Consider the following 17,831-nt stretch of genomic DNA (forward strand, 5'->3'; position numbering starts at 1 on the left):
GTGGTCAGCGTCTCCAGGTAGGTGGGGCGTTCTCCCTGAGGGAGCGCGTGGCGAGGGCGCGCAGGGCGAGGTCGATCATGCCGGTCTCGCCGCCGCCGGCGGCCAGGGCGCGCAGCCGGGCCGCGTCCAGCCAGCCGGCCTCGACGAACTTGTCGCGTTCGATCCGGGGCCGTTCCAGGTCTCCGGTGACGGTGGCGAGCACGTCGATCTCGCGCCGCCGGACGCCGTCGCCGCCCTGCCAGTCGAACACCTTGACCAGGTCGCCGGCCCGGTCCAGGCGCCAGCCGGTCTCCTCGGCGATCTCGCGGGCCAGCGCCGCGCACAGCGTCTCGCCGGCCTCCACGTGCCCGCCGACGATGTCCCAGCAGCCGGGGAACAGCCGGACGTGCGGGGCGCGGCGCTGCAGGAACACCTCGCCGCGCGGGTTGACCAGGACGGCGCCCACCACGCAGCGCACGCCCTCGGCCGAGGCCTCCCGCTGGATCACGTCGAACTCCGGCGGGTGCGGCGCGCACCGGCCCGGCGCCGGGTGCGGCTGCCGGTCCGGCGGTGGGCCGGTCACGCCGTCTCCTGGTGGGCGTAGTACGTGGCGTACAGGGCGGCGAACGGCCCGTCGCGGCTCAGCAGCTCGTCGAAGGGGCCGTCCTCGGCGATCCGGCCCTCGTCGAGGACGAGGATCCGGTCGGCCCGCCGGATGGTCGACAGCCGGTGCGCGATGACCAGGACGGTCCGCCCGGCGAACAGCCGCGTCAGCGCGTTCTGGATGCCCCGCTCGGTCAGGGGGTCGACGCTGGCGGTCGGCTCGTCCAGGAGCACGATGTCGGGCTCGCGCACGAACATCCGCGCCACGGCGATGAGCTGCCGCTGCCCGACCGACACCCCCCGGCCGCCGTCGGCGAGCCGGTCGTGCGGGGACATCGGCATGCTGCGCGTCCACACCCGGCGCCCGATCCGGTCGATGGCGCGCTCGACGTCGGCCAGGTCCGCTCCGGGCCGGCCGTAGGCGATGTTCTCGGCGAGCGTGCCGGCGAACACGAACGGGTGCTGCGGGACGACGCCGACGCGCCGCCGGTAGGCCGTCAGGTCGAGCGCGCGGACGTCGCGGCCGTCGACGAGCAGGTCGCCGTCCTGGAAGTCGTACGCGCGGGCGATGAGCTTGGCGAGGGTGGACTTGCCGCTCCCCGTACGGCCGACGATCGCCACCGTCTCGCGCGCGGGGATCCGCAGGTCGAGCCCGTCGAAGACGGGGGCGCCGGAGCCGTAGCCGAAACGCAGGCCGCGCGCCTCGATCCCGCCGTCCAGGCGGGGCACCGGCTCCCGCCCCCGCCGGACGACCGACCCGCGGTCGTCGATCAGCGCGAACACCCGTTCCGCGGCGGCGAGCCCCTGCTGGAACAGGCTCCAGAACGCCGCCGCCTGGGTGACCGGCTGCCACAGCATGCCGAGCGCCTGCAGCGCGAAGTACCACTCGCCGGGCGAGAGCCGGCCGAGCACCGCGAAACGCCCGCCCTGGTAGAGCACCACGGCCGTCACCAGCCCCGCCAGCAGGGTCAGCACCGGCAGGATGACCGCGTAGATGAGCCCCTGGCGCACGTACACCCGGTACGACAGCCGGTTGACGTCGTCGAAGTCGCCGTACACGGTCCGCTCGCGGCCGAAGTTCTTGGCGACGGCGATGCCCATCATCGACTCGTGCACGTTGGCGTTGACCTTGGCCATCACCCGCCGGGTGGCGGCCGCCGCGGTGCGCGCGATCCGGCGGAAGGCGAGCGCGGTGCCCAGCAGGAACGGCAGCGCGGCCAGGATGATCAGGCCCAGGCCCGGGTCGGTCCAGAACACCACGCCGCCGAGCAGCAGGACCAGCAGCGACTGGCTGAGCAGGTTCAGGGTGAGCGTCATCACCGAGCCGAAGCCCTCGGTGTCGCCGGTGACCCGGCTGAGCACCCGCCCGACGGAGTTGTCGTCGTGGAAGGCGACGTCCTTGTCCAGCGCGGCGTCGGCGGCCTCGCACTGCAGCCGGTAGACCATGTCGCCGACCAGCCGGGCGGTGACGGCCTGGCGCGCCCAGTTCATCACCCACGCCAGCACCGCGGCGGCGACGACGAACAGGCACAGCCACAGGCCCAGCCCGGCCCCGCCGCCGACCTCGTCGATCAGCTGCGCGATCACGACGGGCACCGAGGCGGTCAGCAGGGCCGAGCCCACGACGAGGACGGCGCAGCCCAGCATCGTGGCGCGCTGGGTGCGCAGGTAGGTCAGGATGCGGCCCAGGAGGCGGCGGTTGCCGTACACGCGGTCGTACGAGTCGGCGTGCAGGCCCGCGAACAGGTCAGTCACTGTAGATCTCCCGGTAGAGCGCGCAGCGCGCCATCAGCTCGTCGTGCCCGCCGAGGTCGGCGACGCGTCCCGCGTCCAGCAGCAGGATGAGGTCCGCGCGCCGGATCTGGCCCGGACGGTGCGAGACCAGCACGGTGGTGCGGCCGGTGGTCGCCCGCTCGATCGCCTCGGTGATGGTCGCCTCCGTGCTCGCGTCGATCGCGCTGGTCGCGTCGTCCAGGGTGAGGACGCGCGGGTCGGTGAGCAGCGCGCGGGCGATGGCGAGCCGCTGGCGCTGGCCGCCGGACAGCGTCGTGCCGCCCTCGTTCAGGACGGTGGCGTAGCCGTGCTCCATCGCCTGGACGAACTCGTCGGCGCAGGCCAGCTTGGCGACGCGCTTGACGTCCTCGTCGGCGGCGGTCCCGGGGGGCGCGCCGAAGGCGATGTTGTCCAGCACGCTCTTGGAGAACAGGAAGATCTCCTGGTCCACGTGGCCGATCTGGCGGCGCAGCGCGCCCGGCTCCCAGTCGCGCACGTCCCGGCCGTCGACCAGCACCCGCCCCTCGTCGGCGTCGTACATGCGGCCGACGAGTTTCAGCAACATGCTCTTGCCGCTGCCGGTGGGGCCGACGACGGCCAGCGTGCGCCCGGCGGGCAGGTGGAAGGACACGTCGCGCAGGATGTCCCTGCCGTCGTGGCGCAGGGTCACCCGGTCGAAGGTGATCGCGCCCTCGACGGCCGTCGTGACGCCGGTGGTCTCCTCCAGGTCGCCGGGCCCGTCGATGATGTGCCGCATCCGGGCGGCGGCGGCCAGTCCCTCCTGGACGACCGGCACGGCCTGCTCCGACAGGGTGACCGGCTGCGCCAGCGACACCAGCCAGCCCAGGTAGGTGACGACCTGCGCGAGCGTCAGCCCGCCCTGGCCGTACAGGTAGAGGGAGTGCAGGGCGCCGACGGCCATCGCGACGGCGAAGCTGAGCGCGGGCAGGTAGACGGCCTGCGCCCGGCCGCGCCGCACGAAGGCGTCCCGGTAGGCGGCGGCGGCCCGCCGGAACGCGAGCCGCTCGTGCTCCTCCTGGGTGGCCGCCTTCACGGTGGCGATGCCGGCCAGGGTGGTGGAGAAGCGCTCGTTCAGGTCGGCGAACGCCTCCCGGATGCGCATCGTCAGCGGCTGCAGCCGCCGCAGGTGCCGGCGCAGCGCGACCGCGAACACCACGATCAGCGCGCAGGGGGCGAGCAGGAGTTGCGCGTCCATCGAGGCGATGAACACGATCGGCACCGCCAGGGCCAGCAGCGCGTTGAACGCGGTGGCGGTGCCCGGGCTGAACATGTAGTCGACGAGCCGCGCGTCGTTGATGGCGCGGGCCATGATGTCGCCGACGCGCTGCTGGTCGTGGAACGACATGCGCTTGGCGAGCAGGCTGCGGTACAGCTCGTCGCGCACGTCCCGTTTGACCCGCTGGGCGACGACCTCCATCGAGCCGTGCGACAGCAGGTCGGCGGCGAACCGGCCGGCCGCCAGCAGCGCGGCGGCGACCGCCGCCGCGGCCAGCACGCCGAGGTCGGCGCGCCCGCCGGTCGCCTCGGCGAACGCCGCGCCGATCTGGACCGGCACCAGCGTCGTGCACACGTTCGCCGCCACCGCCGCCACGGTGAACACCAGCAGCAGCGGCCGGTGCGCGCGCAGCCGGACGGCGATCCATCCGAGCACCGCCGGTGACGCGACCGGCCGTGCCCTCCCGGCCCGGCCTGCCGGTCGCGTCTGGCCCATGGACTCCTCCGTCGTCGGTTCCTCCGTGGTCACCGGCCGGCCTACGCGGAGGCCTGGACCGTGTCCGTCAGGTGTCCCAGGCCGTTCTTGCCGGCCCGGTCGATCTCCTCCATCACCTGGTCGGCCAGCACGGAGGCGGCGAGCGCGTCGGCGACCGACGGCGTGCCGTCCGGACGGGCGGCGTCGCCCCGGCAGGACGCCACGAACGCCTCCAGCTCCGGCCCGAAGCCGCTCCGGCCCCAGCCGTGGTCGAGGTTCTTCGTGCCGTGCAGCTCCTGGCCCAGCGGCAGGCCGTCGGCCAGGTCCAGGGTCACCCGCTCCAGGGAGGGCGCGCTGTAGCGGCTGCCGTCCATGCCCTGCACCGTGACGCCCACCAGGAACCGCTTGACGTGGTTGCCCATCCGCAGCGTCGACAGGGACCCGTCGCGGTGCCGGACGAACACGTTCACCTGGAAGCGGTCGCCCTCGCCCGGGATGACGTGCGCGTCCACCTGGACGACGGGGGAGGGGGTGAACCAGCGGGCCAGGTCCAGGGCGTGCACCCCGTTGTGCCGGATCCACGCCTCCAGCGTCGTGTCCACGCCCCACTGCGGGGCCGAGGGATGACGGCTGTAGAAGTCGATCGTCACCGAGCACGAGGTCGCGCGGGCGTCGCGGCTCAGCTCGTGCAGCCGCTGCAACGTCTCGGCGTACCGGAAGTTGAAGCCCACCTGGACGTGCCTGCCGCTGCGGTCCACGACGTGGTGCAGGTCCTGCAACGCGGGCGTCGAGGGCCCGGCCGGCTTCTCCACGAAGCAGTCGACGCCGCCCTCCACCAGCTGGCGGGTGAGCCGGTACGACGGCTCGGGCGGCACCGCGATGACGGCCGCGTCCACGGTGTCGAGGTCGAGCGCCTCGATCGAGTCGGCGCAGACCGCGGCCCCGGACTCCTCCTGCAGCTCCTTGGCCAGGGACAGGTCGGGGTCGACGCAGGCCACGATCCGGTTGCCGCGTGCGCGCTGGAGGAACGGCAGGAGGTTCTGGCGCATCTGCCGGCCGCAGCCGACCAGGGCGAGGCGCGGGAGGTCAGTCACGGCCGGCCTCCACGGTCGCGCTCCACTGCTCGAAGGCGCGGCGCGCCCGGCCGCGCAGCTCGTCCGGGTCGACCTCCCGGTGAGCCAGGCTGACGAACGACGGGTGCCCCTCGAGGAGCAGGATGCCGGCGCCGGTGAGCGCGGCGAGCAGCGCCTCACGCCGGGCCTTGTCGCCCAGCAGCGCGTCGTCGTGGTAGACCAGCTCGAACATCCCGCCGCCCAGGACGGGGCGGGCGCCGACCAGGGCCGCCACGCCGGCGTCCTCGGCCGCCGCGGTCAGGGTGGCCGCCACCTGCGTGCCGATCCGGCCGATCTCGGCCCAGCCGTCCGGCGCGTCGCCGATGGGCTTTTCCAGTATGTCGCGCGTCGCCAGCGCCGCGTACACGGCGATCATCTCCTTGGAGAACGTGCCGCTGAGCCGGGCCCGTTCGGCGTCGGCCAGCAGCTCGGCGTCGCCCACCACCAGGCTGAGCGGCGCCCCGTTGGCCAGCGCCTTGCCGATCACGGTGAGGTCCGAGCCGATGGCGTGGTCGTGGTCGTAGCCGAGCGGCGAGATGCGGCCGCCGGTCTTGGTCTCGTCGAAGACGGTCAGCAGGCCGGCGTCCCGGCACATCGCGACGGCCCGCCGCAGCACCTCGGGCGTGGTGAACGAGGCCAGGTAGGCGTCGAAGACGAAACAGCCCAGCCGGTCGCGGTGGCGGTCCAGGATCTCGGCCAGCGACTCCAGCCGCAGGTCCACCCAGTTCACCGCGGGCTCGGTGTCGCCGATGCCGCGCATCGCCTCGGTGTAGCGCAGTTTCCCGCGCAGCGGCGAGTGCAGCGGCTCGTGCCATTTCAGGGAATTGGCGATCTGCGCGTCGTGCCAGCCGATGTAACCGCTGCGCACCACCCCCAGCCGGCCGTTGCGCATCGCGGCCAGCCGCAGGGTCGCGGTGACCGCCTCGGAGGCGGTCTTGAAGAACGCGCCGCGGTCTCCGGTCCGCTCGCCGAGCAGCCGCTCCAGGTACTCCGCGTGGAAGGTCGTGTAGCCCGGCATCATCACGCCGTTACCGAGATAGCCGCTCAGAATTTCATTGAAGAGTTCGTCCGAGTGGCCGATTATCACCGGCCCGTATCCCATGACGAAGTCGATGTACGTCATCCCGTTCGCGTCCGATACCTCACCCCCCTTCCCCTGCGTGAACAGGAGCTGGCGGCCTTCGGACCGGAACTTACGAGTGATCTTCGAGTGAGCTATTCGCTCATTTTGCGACAAGACCCTCATCCCTCCCCGGAAATCGTGAATAAGATCATGCGCTTAATTTCCGAGACCGTAGCGGCGGCCTCGGAGGAGGGTCAAGGTGAACTTTCTTCTAGGTTTACAACGCCGTAATAAGACTGCAACGGTCGAGGTGGTAGATCGAGCCGAACTCCGATATGGAGGCGATGTGGACCACGGATCGAGCCGGCGAATTCCGATCTCCGAAATGGCCAGAACGGTGCAACCGGATATCGTCGGGCGCAGTAAGCGCCTGTGGCGGCTGCCCGACGGCCGGTGCCTCGTGCAGATAGTCCCCAGCCTGCGCAGTTTCACCTACCAGCGCGACGAAATGGTGGAACGCACCGGCCCGTTGCGGCTGACCTTCTACGAAAAGGCCGCGGCCCGGATCGAGGAGGCCGGGGTGGCGTGCGCGTTCCGTGAACGGGTCGGCCCGGACACCTACCTCGCCGACTACTGCCCGGCCCCGCCCTTCGAGGTCATCGTGAAGAACCGGGCCACCGGCTCGACCACGCGCAAGTACCCCGGCCTGTTCGAGGACGGCGCGCCGCTGCCGCGCCCGGTCGTGAAGTTCGACTACCGGGTCGACCCGGAGGACCAGCCGATCGGCGAGGACTACCTGCGCGCCCTCGGGCTGCCCGTCGAGGAGATGCGCGAGCTCGCCCTGACCGTCAACGAGACGCTGCGCTCCTGGCTGCACCCCGTGGACGTCTGGGACATGTGCCTCATCTTCGGCGTCACCGCCGAGGGAGGCCTCAGCGTCATCTCCGAGATCTCCCAGGACTGCATGCGGCTGCGGCACGAGGACGGGTCCCCGCTGGACAAGGACCTGTTCCGCGACGGCGTCGACGCCGACGAGATCGTCAACCAGTGGAGTCGCATCCTCGATGTCATCAGATGACGGCAGGGTGGCGCTGATCACCGGCACCAACCGGGGCAGCGGCCGGGCCATCGCCGAGGAGCTGCGCGAGCGCGGGTTCCGCGTCTTCTCCCTGAACCGCTCCCTCGCCGGCGCGGACTGGCTCGGCGAACGGCGCTGCGACGTGTCCAGGCCCGCGGAGATCAGATGGGCCGTCGCCGACGTCCTGGCCGAGGCGGGACGCCTGGACGTCTGCGTGTCCAACGCCGTCGACCGGGTCCTGGACCCGATCGCCGACCTGCGCGAGGCCGACTGGGAACGCCTGGTGGCGATCAACCTCAGCGCCGGCTTCCACCTCCTCCAGGCGGCGCTGCCGGCGCTGCGGGCCCGCCGCGGCGTCTTCGTCGCGATGGGCAGCCACGCCGGCACCCGCTACTTCGAGGGCGGCGCCGCCTACAGCGCCACCAAGGCCGGGCTGAAGGCGCTGGTCGAGACATTGCTGCTGGAGGAGCGGCGCAACGGCGTGCGCGCCTGCCTCGTCTCGCCCGGCGCCATCGCCAACCTCGACGGCGACGACGACCCGTACAAGATGAGCACGCGCTCGATCGCCCGCTGCGTCGGCACCATCGTCGACTCCTGGCCCACCGACCTCGTCGTCGGAGAGATCGAGGTACGCCCCGCCGAGCTGGCGACGCCGCCGATCGTCGGCATCGACCGGCTGCTCCACGTCTGACACGCGAAACACCCGACACGCGAAACACCCGACACGCGAAACGCCCGACCGACACGCGAAACACCCGACACGCGAAGGAGGAACCATGATCTCGCTCGCCCTGCCGACGGGATCCCTGGAACGGCGGGCCCTGGAACTCTTCGCGGCCGCCGGCCTCGACGTGCGACGGCCCTCCGAACGTTCCTACCGAGGCACCATCGAGTACGCGGGCACCACCCGGGTCGCGTTCTACAAACCGCGCGAGATCCCGCTCGTCGTCCAGGACGGCTCCTTCGACATGGGGCTCACCGGCGCCGACTGGGTCGAGGAGACCGGCGCCGAGGTCGAGGTGGTCGAGTCGTTCGACTACTCCCGCAACACCGAGAAACCCTGGCGGCTCGTCCTCGCCGTGCCCGCCGACCACCCGGCGACCAGCGTGGCCGACCTCGCCGACGGCGTCCGCATGGCCACCGAGTACCCCAACATCGGCCGCCGCTTCTTCCAGGACGCCGGACGGCGCGCCGAGGTGGTCGTCTCCTACGGCGCCACCGAGGCCAAGATCCCCGAGCTCGCCGACGTGATGGTCGACGTCGTGGAGACCGGGCACTCGCTCCAGCAGAACAACCTGCGCGTCATCGAGACGATCCGCACCTGCGGCGCCCAGCTCATCGCCAACCCCGCCGCGTACGCCGACGAGGAGAGGAGCGCCGTCATCCGGAAGGTCGCCCGGCTGCTGCGCGGCGCCTGGACCGGCCCGGCGAACGTGCTGCTCACGGTCCGCGCCCCCGCCGACCGCCTGCCGGAGGTCACCCTGGCCATGCCGGGCCGGTCGTGGCGGGCCGGGGCGGAGCTGGCCGACGAGAACATGGTCGTCCTGCAGGGCGTGCTGTCCAGCCGGGACGTGCCGGAGACGATCGACGTCCTGCTGTCGGCCGGCGCCGTCAACGTCACCGAGACCGGGATCGGCATCCTCGCCACGAACGCGGTGCGGCCGTGACCCCGCCGACCCCGGCGACCCCGGCCACACCGTCGAACCTGTCGACCCCGGCCCACCCCGTGGACGACCGGCTGCTGCCCGCCGACGGCGCCGGGTGGCGGCCGGGCTCCGCGACGCTCGACCTGCGGCTCGCCGGTGCCGCCCCCGCCGCCCTCCACCACCTGGAGGTGGACGTCGTCCTCGGGGTCGACCTGGACGAACGCGCCGGCATCCTGGACGTCGACCTCGTCGGCCTGCCGCCCGAGCTGCTCGCCTGGCTGAGCCGCTACACCGCTCCCGCCGACCCGTCGGCCCGCTGCGGCTCGATCGCCCTGGACCAGGACGCCGCCTGGTTGTGGCTCCACGTCCGCGACGGCCGCCGCGCGTCGCGGCACCGGCAGCCCGCGCTCGTCCGCTTCTCCTTCGCCGGCCCGCGCCTCGTCGCCGTCCGGGCCGTGCCGGGTTGACCGGCACGTGAGGGCACGATGACCATTGAGCGATCATCGAGCCGCCGTGACATCGTGCGAAGGAGAGACCGTGAAGTCTGAGCCAGCCCCGGACACGCCCGTGCACCCCGTACAGGCCGGGCGGCGCTCGCGGTGGGCGACCATCGGCGTCGTCTACCTCGGCGGCGTCGTCGCCGCCATGAGCCTGGGCAAGTTCGCCCCCGTCGGGCCGGCGGTGACCGAACAGCTGTCGCTGTCGCTGTCGCAGCTGGGCTGGATCATCTCGGCGGTCGTCGGCGTCGGCGCCGTCCTCGGCCTGCCCGGCGGCTACCTGATGCGCCGCTTCGGCGCGCAGGGGTCGCTGGTGTACGGCCTCGTCCTGATCGCCGTGGCGAGCGCGGCGAGCGCCCTGGCCGGCGACTTCGCCGGGCTGCTCGCCGCCCGCCTCGTCGAGGGTTTCGGCTACCTGCTGGTCACCATCGCCGGGCCGGTGCTCGTCCTGCGCCTGGCCGACGAACGCGACCGCAGCGCCGCCCTGTCGATCTGGGCCACCTTCGTGTCCGTGGGCCTGTTCGCCAGCACGCTCGTCGGCGGCGCGGCCGGGGACGCCCTCGGCTGGCACGGCTGGATCGGCCTGCTCGCCGGCCTCACCCTCCTGATGGCGGTGGCCGTACGGCTGCGGCTGCCCCGCTCGGGGGCCGGCCCGCGGGTGGCCGCCGGGCCCGTCCCCCGGCTGCGCGCGCTGCGCTGGCCGGGCGTGCTGGCCGCCTCGTTCTGCCTGACCGCGCTGGTGACCATCCCGGTGATCGTGCTGCTCCCCACGCTCCTCATCGACCAGCACGGGCACTCGGCCGCCGGCGCGGGCGCGGGCACCTCGGTGATCTCGCTGCTCAGCGCGGCCGGCGGGCTGCTCGCCGGCATGCTGCTGCGCCGCGGCGCCCGGGTCGGCGCCCTCGCGCTGCTCGGCCTGCTCGCCGTGCCCGCCGCCTGGCTCGTGTACGGCGGCGGCCCGCTCGCGGGCGTGCTCGCGGGCGCCGGGACGCTGTCGCTCGCCAACGGGTTCCTGGCCGCCCTCGTCTTCGCGGCCCTGCCCCTGATCCTGGAGCGGCTCGACCACGCCGACGTCGGCAGCGGCCTGGTCGCCCAGGCGGGCAGCCTCGGCTCGCTGCTCGGCCCGCCGATGTTCGGCGAGGTCGCGGCCACCTTCGGCTTCGCGGCGCTCGTGCCGGTCATCGCCGGTGGGCTCGTCGCCGCCGTCGCCGCGCTGCTGCTGGCCGGTGGCCGCGCCGTGAGACGCCCACCGGACGCCGCCTGAACCACCCCTCGCACGCCGAGCACGCCAGAACCCCGAGAACGTCAGTACACCGAGAACACCGAGAACACCGAGTACGTGGAGAACGCCAGAACGCCGAGCACGCCGAGAACGCGGAGGACCGACAGGTGCGACAGGTGCGACCCGACGTGCACGCGCGCGGCGAGAGCCCGCTGGAGGAGGCCGAAGGCCGCCTGCTGCCCGCCCCAGCCCGCGCGCTGGCGCTGGCGGGAGCGCTGATCGTCGTGGCCGCCGGGTCGCTCCTGCTCGTCATGGTCACCGGCTCCGGCCCGGCACCCGCCGCGCCCGCGCCGCCGCCCGGGGCCGGGACGGGCCCCGCCCAGCCCATCCTGCGCCTGTTCCTCGCCGTCGCCGTCATCGGCGGCCTCGCCTCCCTCGGCGGACGCCTGGCCCGCCGCCTCGGCCAGCCCGCGGTGGTGGGGGAGATCGCGGCCGGGCTGCTGCTGGGGCCGTCCGTGCTGGGCTCGGTCGCGCCGGCGGTGACCGGCCTGATCCTGCCGGAGTGGGCGCACCCGCAGCTCGACCTGCTCGCCCAGGCCGGTCTGGTGATCTTCATGTTCACCGTGGGCGCCGAGTTCGACACCGCCGCCCTCGGCCGCCAGCGCACCGTCATCGGGGTCGCCTCCCTCGCCATGGTCGCCGTCCCGTTCGCGCTGGGCGTGCTCGCCGCCCTGCCGTTCGCCGCCGGTCTCGCCGGTCCCTCCGGCGGCGGCGCCGCGTTCGTGCTGTTCGTCGGTACGGCGCTCAGCGTCACCGCGTTCCCCGTCCTGGCCCGCATCCTGCAGGAGTCGGGGCTGGCGGGCACCCGGCTGGGCACCCTGGCGATCGTCTGCGCGGGCGTCGCCGACGTGCTCGCCTGGTGCGCGCTGGCCGCCGTCGTCGCGCTCGCGCACGCGCGCTCGGCCGCGGGCGTCCTGACGACGATCGCGGTGACGGCCGCGATCGTCCTGGCCGTGATCTTCGTGCTGCGCCCGCTCCTGCGGGCCCTGGCGGCCAGGTACTCGGCGGTCACGCTGCCCACGCCCGCCGGGCTCGTCCTCGTCCTCGGGCTGATCTTCGCGCTGTCGGCCGCGACGGACGTCGCCGGTGCCCACGCCATCTTCGGCGCCCTGCTCGCGGGCATCGCGCTGCCCCGCGACGCGCCCGTGCTCGGCGCCGTGCCACGGCGGCTGGGCGCCCTCAACCGGTCCCTGCTGCTGCCGGTGTTCTTCGCCTCGATCGGCCTGCAGACGAACGTGTTCCTCGCCTTCGACGAGCCGGTGGTGCTCGTCGGCGGGGCGATCCTGCTGGTGGCCGCGGTACTCGGCAAGCTCGGCACCGCCGCGGTGATCGCCTGGGTCGGCGGCATGCCGGGACGGCTCGCCGTGGGGCTGGGGGTGCTCATGAACGCGCGGGGCATCACGGAGATCGTCGTGCTGAGCACGGGGCTGAGCATCGGGGTGATCTCGTCGGGGACGTTCACCGTCCTGGTGATGATGGCGTTGCTCACCACGGTGATGACCGTGCCGGCGCTGCGGCTGCTGCGGCTGTTCCAGCCGGACGGGCAGGTGACCGCCGCGGACGTGACGTCGCGTCCGTACCGCGTCGAGGCCCGTCCTCTTCCCTGAGGGGTGCGTACACCCGCCGGGAACCGGCGGCCACCTCGGGTCAGGGGCGGCGGCGGGGTGCCGCGGCTATCTCCAGGAAGAAGGCGTCGATGCTGCGGACGGCCTGGAGGAAGTCGTCGAGGTTGATGGGCTTCGTCACGTAGGCGTTGGCGTGCTGGTGGTAGGCGGCGCTGACGTCGCCGGGGGCCGAGGAGGTGGTCAGGACCACGACGGGGATGCTCAGCAGGTTCTCGTCGTCCTTGAGCACGGCCAGCAGCTCCCGCCCGTTCATGCGGGGCATGTTGAGGTCCAGGACGATCAGGTCGGGGCGCGGGGTGCCGGGGTCGCGCAGGTAGTGCAGCGCGTCAACGCCGTCGTGGACGTGGTGGATGTCACGGGCCGTGCCGTGCTCGTTCAGGGCGGCGTCGATCAGTGCGGCGTCGGCGTCGTCGTCTTCGACCAGGAGGACGCTGTAGGTGCGGGGGTCGGTGTTCACGCCGAGATTCCTGTCATGGCCGCCGGGAAGGGGCCGGGTAGAGGGGTGTGCCGCGAAGACCAGTCCCGGCCAGCGGCGGCGGGCTCCCTGCCGGGTGATGTACCAGGCCTCGCCCAGCTGCGGATAGCCGGCACCGAGCCGGACGGCGTCGGCGGCCTCGCGGTGGGCGCGGCGCTCGATCGCGCGGCTGAGATGCGCCAGGATCCGTAGCCGGTTGAGCGCCGGCACCGGACGCGGCGCCCGCGCCGCCGGGTCCCCGGTTCCGGGAGGAGGCGAGGCGAAGACGCGTTCCGCCAGGTCGTCGGCGAGGCGGGCGACGGCTTCCTCCGCGAGATCGTCGAGTTGTCGTTCGGTGAGGCCGGTCGGGAAACTGTTCCGCGCCATGCCGCCCACCTTACGCACCTCCCCGACCGTGGACAACATGTGTTGTCGAGCGGGCAGTAGGATCCGACACACCGTCGCCCGGGGTGGGCGGACCGGCCGGCTCGCATCCCGCCGGTGGGGCCCGTTGTGGCCGTCTCGTCGAAGGAGCCGTACGTGAGCACCACCGCACGATCCGCGCAGCCGCCACCGCAGGCGGGCGGGCCGGCGCGACCGGCGGCCCCGGCCCGGTGGGCGCGCCGGACGACGCGGCAGTGGCTGCGGATCGGGATGGCGTCGTCGTTGCTCGTGCTGGCGTTGCTGGCCGTGACCGGCGCGCTGGTGCTGAACCGGATGACCACGCTCAGCGACCACCTGGTGGACCACAGCTCGCCCGCCCTGACCGCCGCCATCCGGCTGGAGACCGCGCTGGTCAACCAGGAGACCGGCATTCGCGGCTACGGCGTCGTCAGCAACCGGGTGTTCCTGGAGCCCTACCGACTGGGCCTGGTCCAGCAGCGGCAGGCCGAACGGCAGTTGCGGGCCCTGGCGGGGGACCGGACCTCCGAGGACGACCTGCTGCTCGTACGGGAGCGGGCCCGCGCCTGGCAGCGGGGTTTCGCCGCCGAGGTCGCCGCCACCCCCGCCGGACAGCCGGTCGTGACCACCGAGGAGGGCGCCAGGGCGGGCAAGGCCGCCTTCGACGAACTCCGGCGGGCGCTGACCGCCCAGCAGCGGCACCTGCAGATCTCCCGCGACGACAACCGGGAGGCGCTGAGGGCGGCGACCTCGCTGCGCAACGGGGTCTTCGGCGCGATCGCCCTGCTGGTCGTGGCGCTGGCCCTCCTGGTCTCCGTCGCCCTGCGCCGCGCCGTCACCGGCCCGCTGGAAAGGCTCTCGGCCGACGCGCGCGACGTGGCCGGAGGCGACTTCTCCCATCCCATCGTCGGCAGCGGACCGGCCGATCTGCGCGCCCTGGGCCAGGACGTGGAGGCGATGCGCCGCAGGCTGGCCGAGGAGCTCACCCACTCCGAACAGGCGCGCACCCGCCTGGACGAGCAGGCCGCCGAGCTGCGCCGCTCCAACACCGAGCTGGAGCAGTTCGCCTACGTGGCCTCCCACGACCTCCAGGAACCGCTGCGGAAGGTCACCGCCTTCTGCCAGTTGCTGGAGCGCCGTTACGGCGGCAGCCTCGACGACCAGGCCCGGCAGTACATCGGCTTCGCCGTCGACGGCGCGTCACGGATGCAAACCCTCATCAGCGACCTGCTGGAGTTCTCCCGGGTGGGCCGCCTGGACCACGAGCACACCAGCGTCGACCTGGAGGCCGTGTTCGCCGACACCGCGGAGGCCCTGAGCCTGGCCGTCGCCGAATCCGGCGCCCACCTCACCCACGACCCGCTGCCCACCCTTACCGGCGACAGGACACAGCTGGGCATGCTGCTGCACAACCTGCTGAGCAACGCGATCAAGTTCCGCTCTCCCGACCGGCCCTGCCGCGTCCACCTGGCCGTACGGCGCGAGGAGGGGATGTGGCGCTTCACCCTCGCCGACAACGGGATCGGCATCGAACCGCAGTACGCCGAACGCGTCTTCGTCATCTTCCAGCGGCTGCACACCCGCCAGGCCTACCCCGGCAACGGCATCGGCCTGGCCCTGTGCAAGAAGATCGTCGAATTCCACGGCGGTGTCATCGCCCTGGACCCCGCCCCCCTCGACGCCGAGCCCCTGGACCCCGGCCCTCTGGCCACCGGCCCCCTGGATCCCGACCCCCCGGCCACCGAGCCCGGGACCCGTATCACCTTCACCCTCCCCGCCACTCCGGCCGGGACGACACCGGCGAATCCGCCCGGCTGACGGCACGTCCACCCCGCCCGAGAGCACGCACTTCCCGCGGCGGCCTACCAGGGGCCGGGCGCCGGGCGAACGAGAGCGGTCATGCGTGGCCTACCCGTCCTCACCCGTCCGGGGGCGGCGTAGACCCGGCGCCGGTGCTCGGCCGGGCGGACCAGGTCCTCCCCGACGCGGGTGAGGAACCCGACGCGGGTGAGGAACCGGCTCATGGCCTCCAGCCGGACGCCGGCGGGGACGGCCGGAGAACCCGGCCGGCGGCGAGCCTGGACGCGCGGCCCGGTGGCGGGGCATCCTGTGGCGTGCTGTTGCGAGAGTTGGAGTATCTGGTGGCCCTGGCCAGGGAACGGCACTTCGCGCGCGCGGCCACGGCGTGCCACGTCTCCCAGCCGTCGCTGTCGGCGGGCATCCGCCGGCTGGAGCGCGACCTGGGCGTGCCGCTGGTGCGGCGGGGGCAGCGGTTCGACGGCCTGACGGCCGAGGGGGAGCGGGTCCTGCCCTGGGCGCACCGCATCCTGGCCGACTGCCAGGCGCTGCGCCACGACCTGGCCACGATGCGCCAGAGCCTGTCGGGCACCCTGCGCCTGGGCGCCATCCCCACCGCGCTGGCCGCGGCGCCCCTGCTGACCGGACCCTTCTGCGAGCGCCACCCGCACGTGCGTGTCAGCCTCACCTCGCTGTCCTCGCGCGAGATCGACCGGCAGCTGGCGGAGTTCGAGATCGACGTGGCGCTGACCTACCTCGACGAGGCGGACCTGGGCGGCACGCACGCCAGGCCGCTGTACGAGGAGCGCTACCTGCTGCTCACCCCCGACGACGGCGAGCTCGCCGGCCGGGACGTGGCGCGCTGGGCGGAGGTCGCCGCGCTCCCGCTGTGCCTGCTCAGCCCGCGGATGCGCAACCGGCGGATCCTGGACGCCGTCTTCGCCGCCTCCGGCGCCGTCGCGGTCCCCGCCGTCGAGACCGACACCGTCTCGGCCCTGTTCGCCCACGTCGCCACGCACCGCTGGTCCAGCGTCATCGCCCACGCCTGGCTGCACATGTTCGGCGTCCCGGACGGCATGCGGGTGGTGGGCATGGAACGCCCCCTCCAGGCGCCGCGCGTCGGGCTGGTGATGGCCGACCGCACCCCCGAGCCGGTACTGGCCCGCGCCCTGCTGGAGGTCACCCGAGACCTCGACCTGCGCGACACCTTCGACCGGATGCTCCGCGACCACCTGGGCCGATAGGCGCCGGCTATCGGCCCATAGGGCTTCGCGCTTTGACGATCACTTCACCGCCCGCCGAAGGTGAACGCACCGGCCCCTCGGACGAAAGGCGACGGCCATGGCGAAAGTCCTGTGCGTGCTCTACGACGACCCCATCGACGGCTACCCCTCCTCCTACGCCCGCGACGACCTCCCCGCGCTGGAGTACTATCCCGGCGGCCAGTCCCTGCCCACCCCCGGGGCCGTCGACTTCACCCCCGGGCACCTGCTGGGCAGCGTCTCCGGCGAGCTCGGCCTGCGCCGCTTCCTGGAGGAGCGCGGGCACACGCTGGTCGTGACCTCCGACAAGGACGCCGACGGCGCCGGGAACTCGGTCTTCGACCGCGAGCTCGCCGACGCCGACGTGGTGATCTCCCAGCCCTTCTGGCCCGCGTACCTGACCGCCGAGCGCATCGCCCGCGCCCCCAGGCTCAAGCTCGCGATCACCGCGGGCATCGGCTCCGACCACGTCGACCTCGAGGCCGCCATCGCCCACGGGGTCACCGTCGCCGAGGTCACGTACTGCAACAGCATCAGCGTGGCCGAGCACGTCGTCATGATGACCCTGTCGCTGGTACGCGACTACCTGCCCGCCCACCGCCGGGTGCTGGAGGGGGGATGGAACATCGCCGACTGCGTGAGCCGCTCCTACGACCTGGAGGGCATGCACGTCGGCACCGTCGCGGCCGGCAGGATCGGCCTGGCCGTCCTGCGCCGCCTGGCACCGTTCGACGTACACCTGCACTACACCGACCGCCACCGCCTGCCGCGCGAGATCGAGCGGCAGCTCAACCTCACCTTCCACCCCACCGCCGCCGACATGGTCCCCGCCTGCGACGTGGTGACCATCAACGCCCCGCTGCACCCCGAGACCGAGAACCTCTTCGACGACAAGCTCATCGCCACCATGAAACGCGGCGCCTACCTGATCAACACCGCCCGCGCCAAGATCTGTGACCGCGACGCCGTCGTGCGCGCCCTGGAGAGCGGGCAGCTCGCCGGATACGCCGGTGACGTGTGGTTCCCCCAGCCCGCAGGCCCCGAGCACCCCTGGCGCACCATGCCCCACCACGGCATGACCCCGCACATCTCCGGCTCCTCCCTCTCGGCCCAGGCCCGCTACGCCGCCGGCACCCGCGAGATCCTCGAAGCCTGGCTGGACGACAAGCCCATCCGCGACGAGTACCTGATCGTCCACGACCGCCGCCTGGCCGGCACCGGAGCCCACTCCTACTCCACCCGCGCCTGAGAACCTCCACCCGCACCTGAGAACCTCCCCCCGCACCTGAGAATCTCCACCCGCACCGGGAAGCCCGGCGCCGATCACCTCGCGCGGGCAGAGGCTTCCCACCCCGTTCCTCGTACATGATCACGAAGGGGCGACGTCCCCGCCGCCCGGCTTCCGGGATGCTCGTGATCATGTACGAGGGAGGGTCGTTCCGGGGCTTTCCTTCCGGCACGGATGTGATCTTCAGGGCTCGGTTACCGGCGGTGCGCGGCGCTGTCCGGCGGGTTGGGTGCGAGGCCCGGGGCGCGGATCGCGCCAC

15 protein-coding genes are annotated in these 17,831 nt (G+C 73.1%); 9 read left to right on the forward strand and 6 right to left on the reverse strand.

What is annotated here, in order from left to right; genetic code table 11:
- Nucleotides 1-4: 4 nt before the first annotated feature.
- From ABT053_RS23695 to ABT053_RS23715, 5 genes are read right to left on the reverse strand one after another with little or no spacing between them, the layout of a single operon-like run.
- Nucleotides 5-562, reverse strand: coding sequence for an NUDIX hydrolase (locus tag ABT053_RS23695; RefSeq protein WP_350971370.1), 558 nt, complete (start codon nt 560-562; stop codon nt 5-7).
- Nucleotides 559-2,337, reverse strand: coding sequence for an ABC transporter ATP-binding protein (locus ABT053_RS23700; RefSeq protein ID WP_350971371.1), 1,779 nt, complete (start codon nt 2,335-2,337; stop codon nt 559-561). Before ABT053_RS23700 ends, ABT053_RS23695 begins: the two co-directional genes overlap by 4 nt.
- Nucleotides 2,330-4,087 (reverse strand): ABC transporter ATP-binding protein, encoded by a 1,758-nt coding sequence (locus ABT053_RS23705; protein WP_350971373.1) that lies wholly within the window; start codon nt 4,085-4,087, stop codon nt 2,330-2,332. Before ABT053_RS23705 ends, ABT053_RS23700 begins: the two co-directional genes overlap by 8 nt.
- A gap of 41 nt (nt 4,088-4,128) precedes the next feature.
- Entirely contained in the window at nt 4,129-5,160 is a 1,032-nt protein-coding gene (locus tag ABT053_RS23710; RefSeq protein ID WP_350971374.1) for a Gfo/Idh/MocA family protein, read from the reverse strand.
- Complete coding sequence (locus tag ABT053_RS23715; RefSeq protein ID WP_350971376.1) at nt 5,153-6,424, reverse strand: aminotransferase class III-fold pyridoxal phosphate-dependent enzyme; 1,272 nt, start codon at nt 6,422-6,424, stop codon at nt 5,153-5,155. Before ABT053_RS23715 ends, ABT053_RS23710 begins: the two co-directional genes overlap by 8 nt.
- Before the next feature lie 202 nt (nt 6,425-6,626).
- On the opposite strand from ABT053_RS23715, the gene ABT053_RS23720 reads away from it, so the two are divergent.
- The 6 genes from ABT053_RS23720 (at nt 6,627) to ABT053_RS23745 (ending at nt 12,351) form a co-directional block, all read left to right on the forward strand.
- Complete coding sequence (locus tag ABT053_RS23720) at nt 6,627-7,319, forward strand: phosphoribosylaminoimidazolesuccinocarboxamide synthase (protein ID WP_350971378.1); 693 nt, start codon at nt 6,627-6,629, stop codon at nt 7,317-7,319.
- The gene (locus ABT053_RS23725; RefSeq protein ID WP_350971380.1) at nt 7,306-8,010 is read left to right on the forward strand and encodes an SDR family NAD(P)-dependent oxidoreductase; all 705 of its coding nucleotides are present in this window, start codon (nt 7,306-7,308) and stop codon (nt 8,008-8,010) included. The genes ABT053_RS23720 and ABT053_RS23725 overlap by 14 nt, the downstream gene beginning before the upstream one ends.
- An 85-nt stretch (nt 8,011-8,095) precedes the next feature.
- Nucleotides 8,096-8,986 (forward strand): ATP phosphoribosyltransferase, encoded by an 891-nt coding sequence (gene hisG / locus ABT053_RS23730; protein WP_350971381.1) that lies wholly within the window; start codon nt 8,096-8,098, stop codon nt 8,984-8,986.
- Nucleotides 8,983-9,432 carry a hypothetical protein gene (locus ABT053_RS23735; protein WP_350971382.1) on the forward strand — a complete coding sequence of 150 codons (450 nt, stop codon included), beginning with the start codon at nt 8,983-8,985 and terminating at the stop codon, nt 9,430-9,432. Before hisG ends, ABT053_RS23735 begins: the two co-directional genes overlap by 4 nt.
- A 70-nt stretch (nt 9,433-9,502) precedes the next feature.
- The gene (locus ABT053_RS23740) at nt 9,503-10,726 is read left to right on the forward strand and encodes an MFS transporter (protein ID WP_350971384.1); all 1,224 of its coding nucleotides are present in this window, start codon (nt 9,503-9,505) and stop codon (nt 10,724-10,726) included.
- 125 nt (nt 10,727-10,851) lie between these two features.
- Complete coding sequence (locus tag ABT053_RS23745) at nt 10,852-12,351, forward strand: cation:proton antiporter (protein ID WP_350971386.1); 1,500 nt, start codon at nt 10,852-10,854, stop codon at nt 12,349-12,351.
- Between the two features lie 40 nt (nt 12,352-12,391).
- On the opposite strand, the gene ABT053_RS43490 is transcribed toward ABT053_RS23745, so the two are convergent.
- Nucleotides 12,392-12,826, reverse strand: coding sequence for a response regulator (locus tag ABT053_RS43490; protein WP_502991841.1), 435 nt, complete (start codon nt 12,824-12,826; stop codon nt 12,392-12,394).
- Nucleotides 12,827-13,363: 537 nt separating this feature from the next.
- Here ABT053_RS43490 and ABT053_RS23755 point away from each other — a divergent pair.
- The 3 genes from ABT053_RS23755 (at nt 13,364) to ABT053_RS23765 (ending at nt 17,533) form a co-directional block, all read left to right on the forward strand.
- Complete coding sequence (locus ABT053_RS23755; RefSeq protein WP_350971390.1) at nt 13,364-15,043, forward strand: sensor histidine kinase; 1,680 nt, start codon at nt 13,364-13,366, stop codon at nt 15,041-15,043.
- A 296-nt stretch (nt 15,044-15,339) separates the two neighbouring features.
- Nucleotides 15,340-16,266, forward strand: coding sequence for a LysR family transcriptional regulator (locus tag ABT053_RS23760; RefSeq protein ID WP_502991837.1), 927 nt, complete (start codon nt 15,340-15,342; stop codon nt 16,264-16,266).
- A 97-nt stretch (nt 16,267-16,363) separates the two neighbouring features.
- Nucleotides 16,364-17,533, forward strand: a complete 1,170-nt coding sequence (locus tag ABT053_RS23765) for an NAD-dependent formate dehydrogenase (protein ID WP_350971394.1) — start codon at nt 16,364-16,366, stop codon at nt 17,531-17,533.
- Nucleotides 17,534-17,831: the final 298 nt, after the last annotated feature.

The organism is Streptosporangium sp. NPDC002524 (genome assembly GCF_040295985.1).
Lineage (GTDB): Bacteria > Actinomycetota > Actinomycetes > Streptosporangiales > Streptosporangiaceae > Streptosporangium.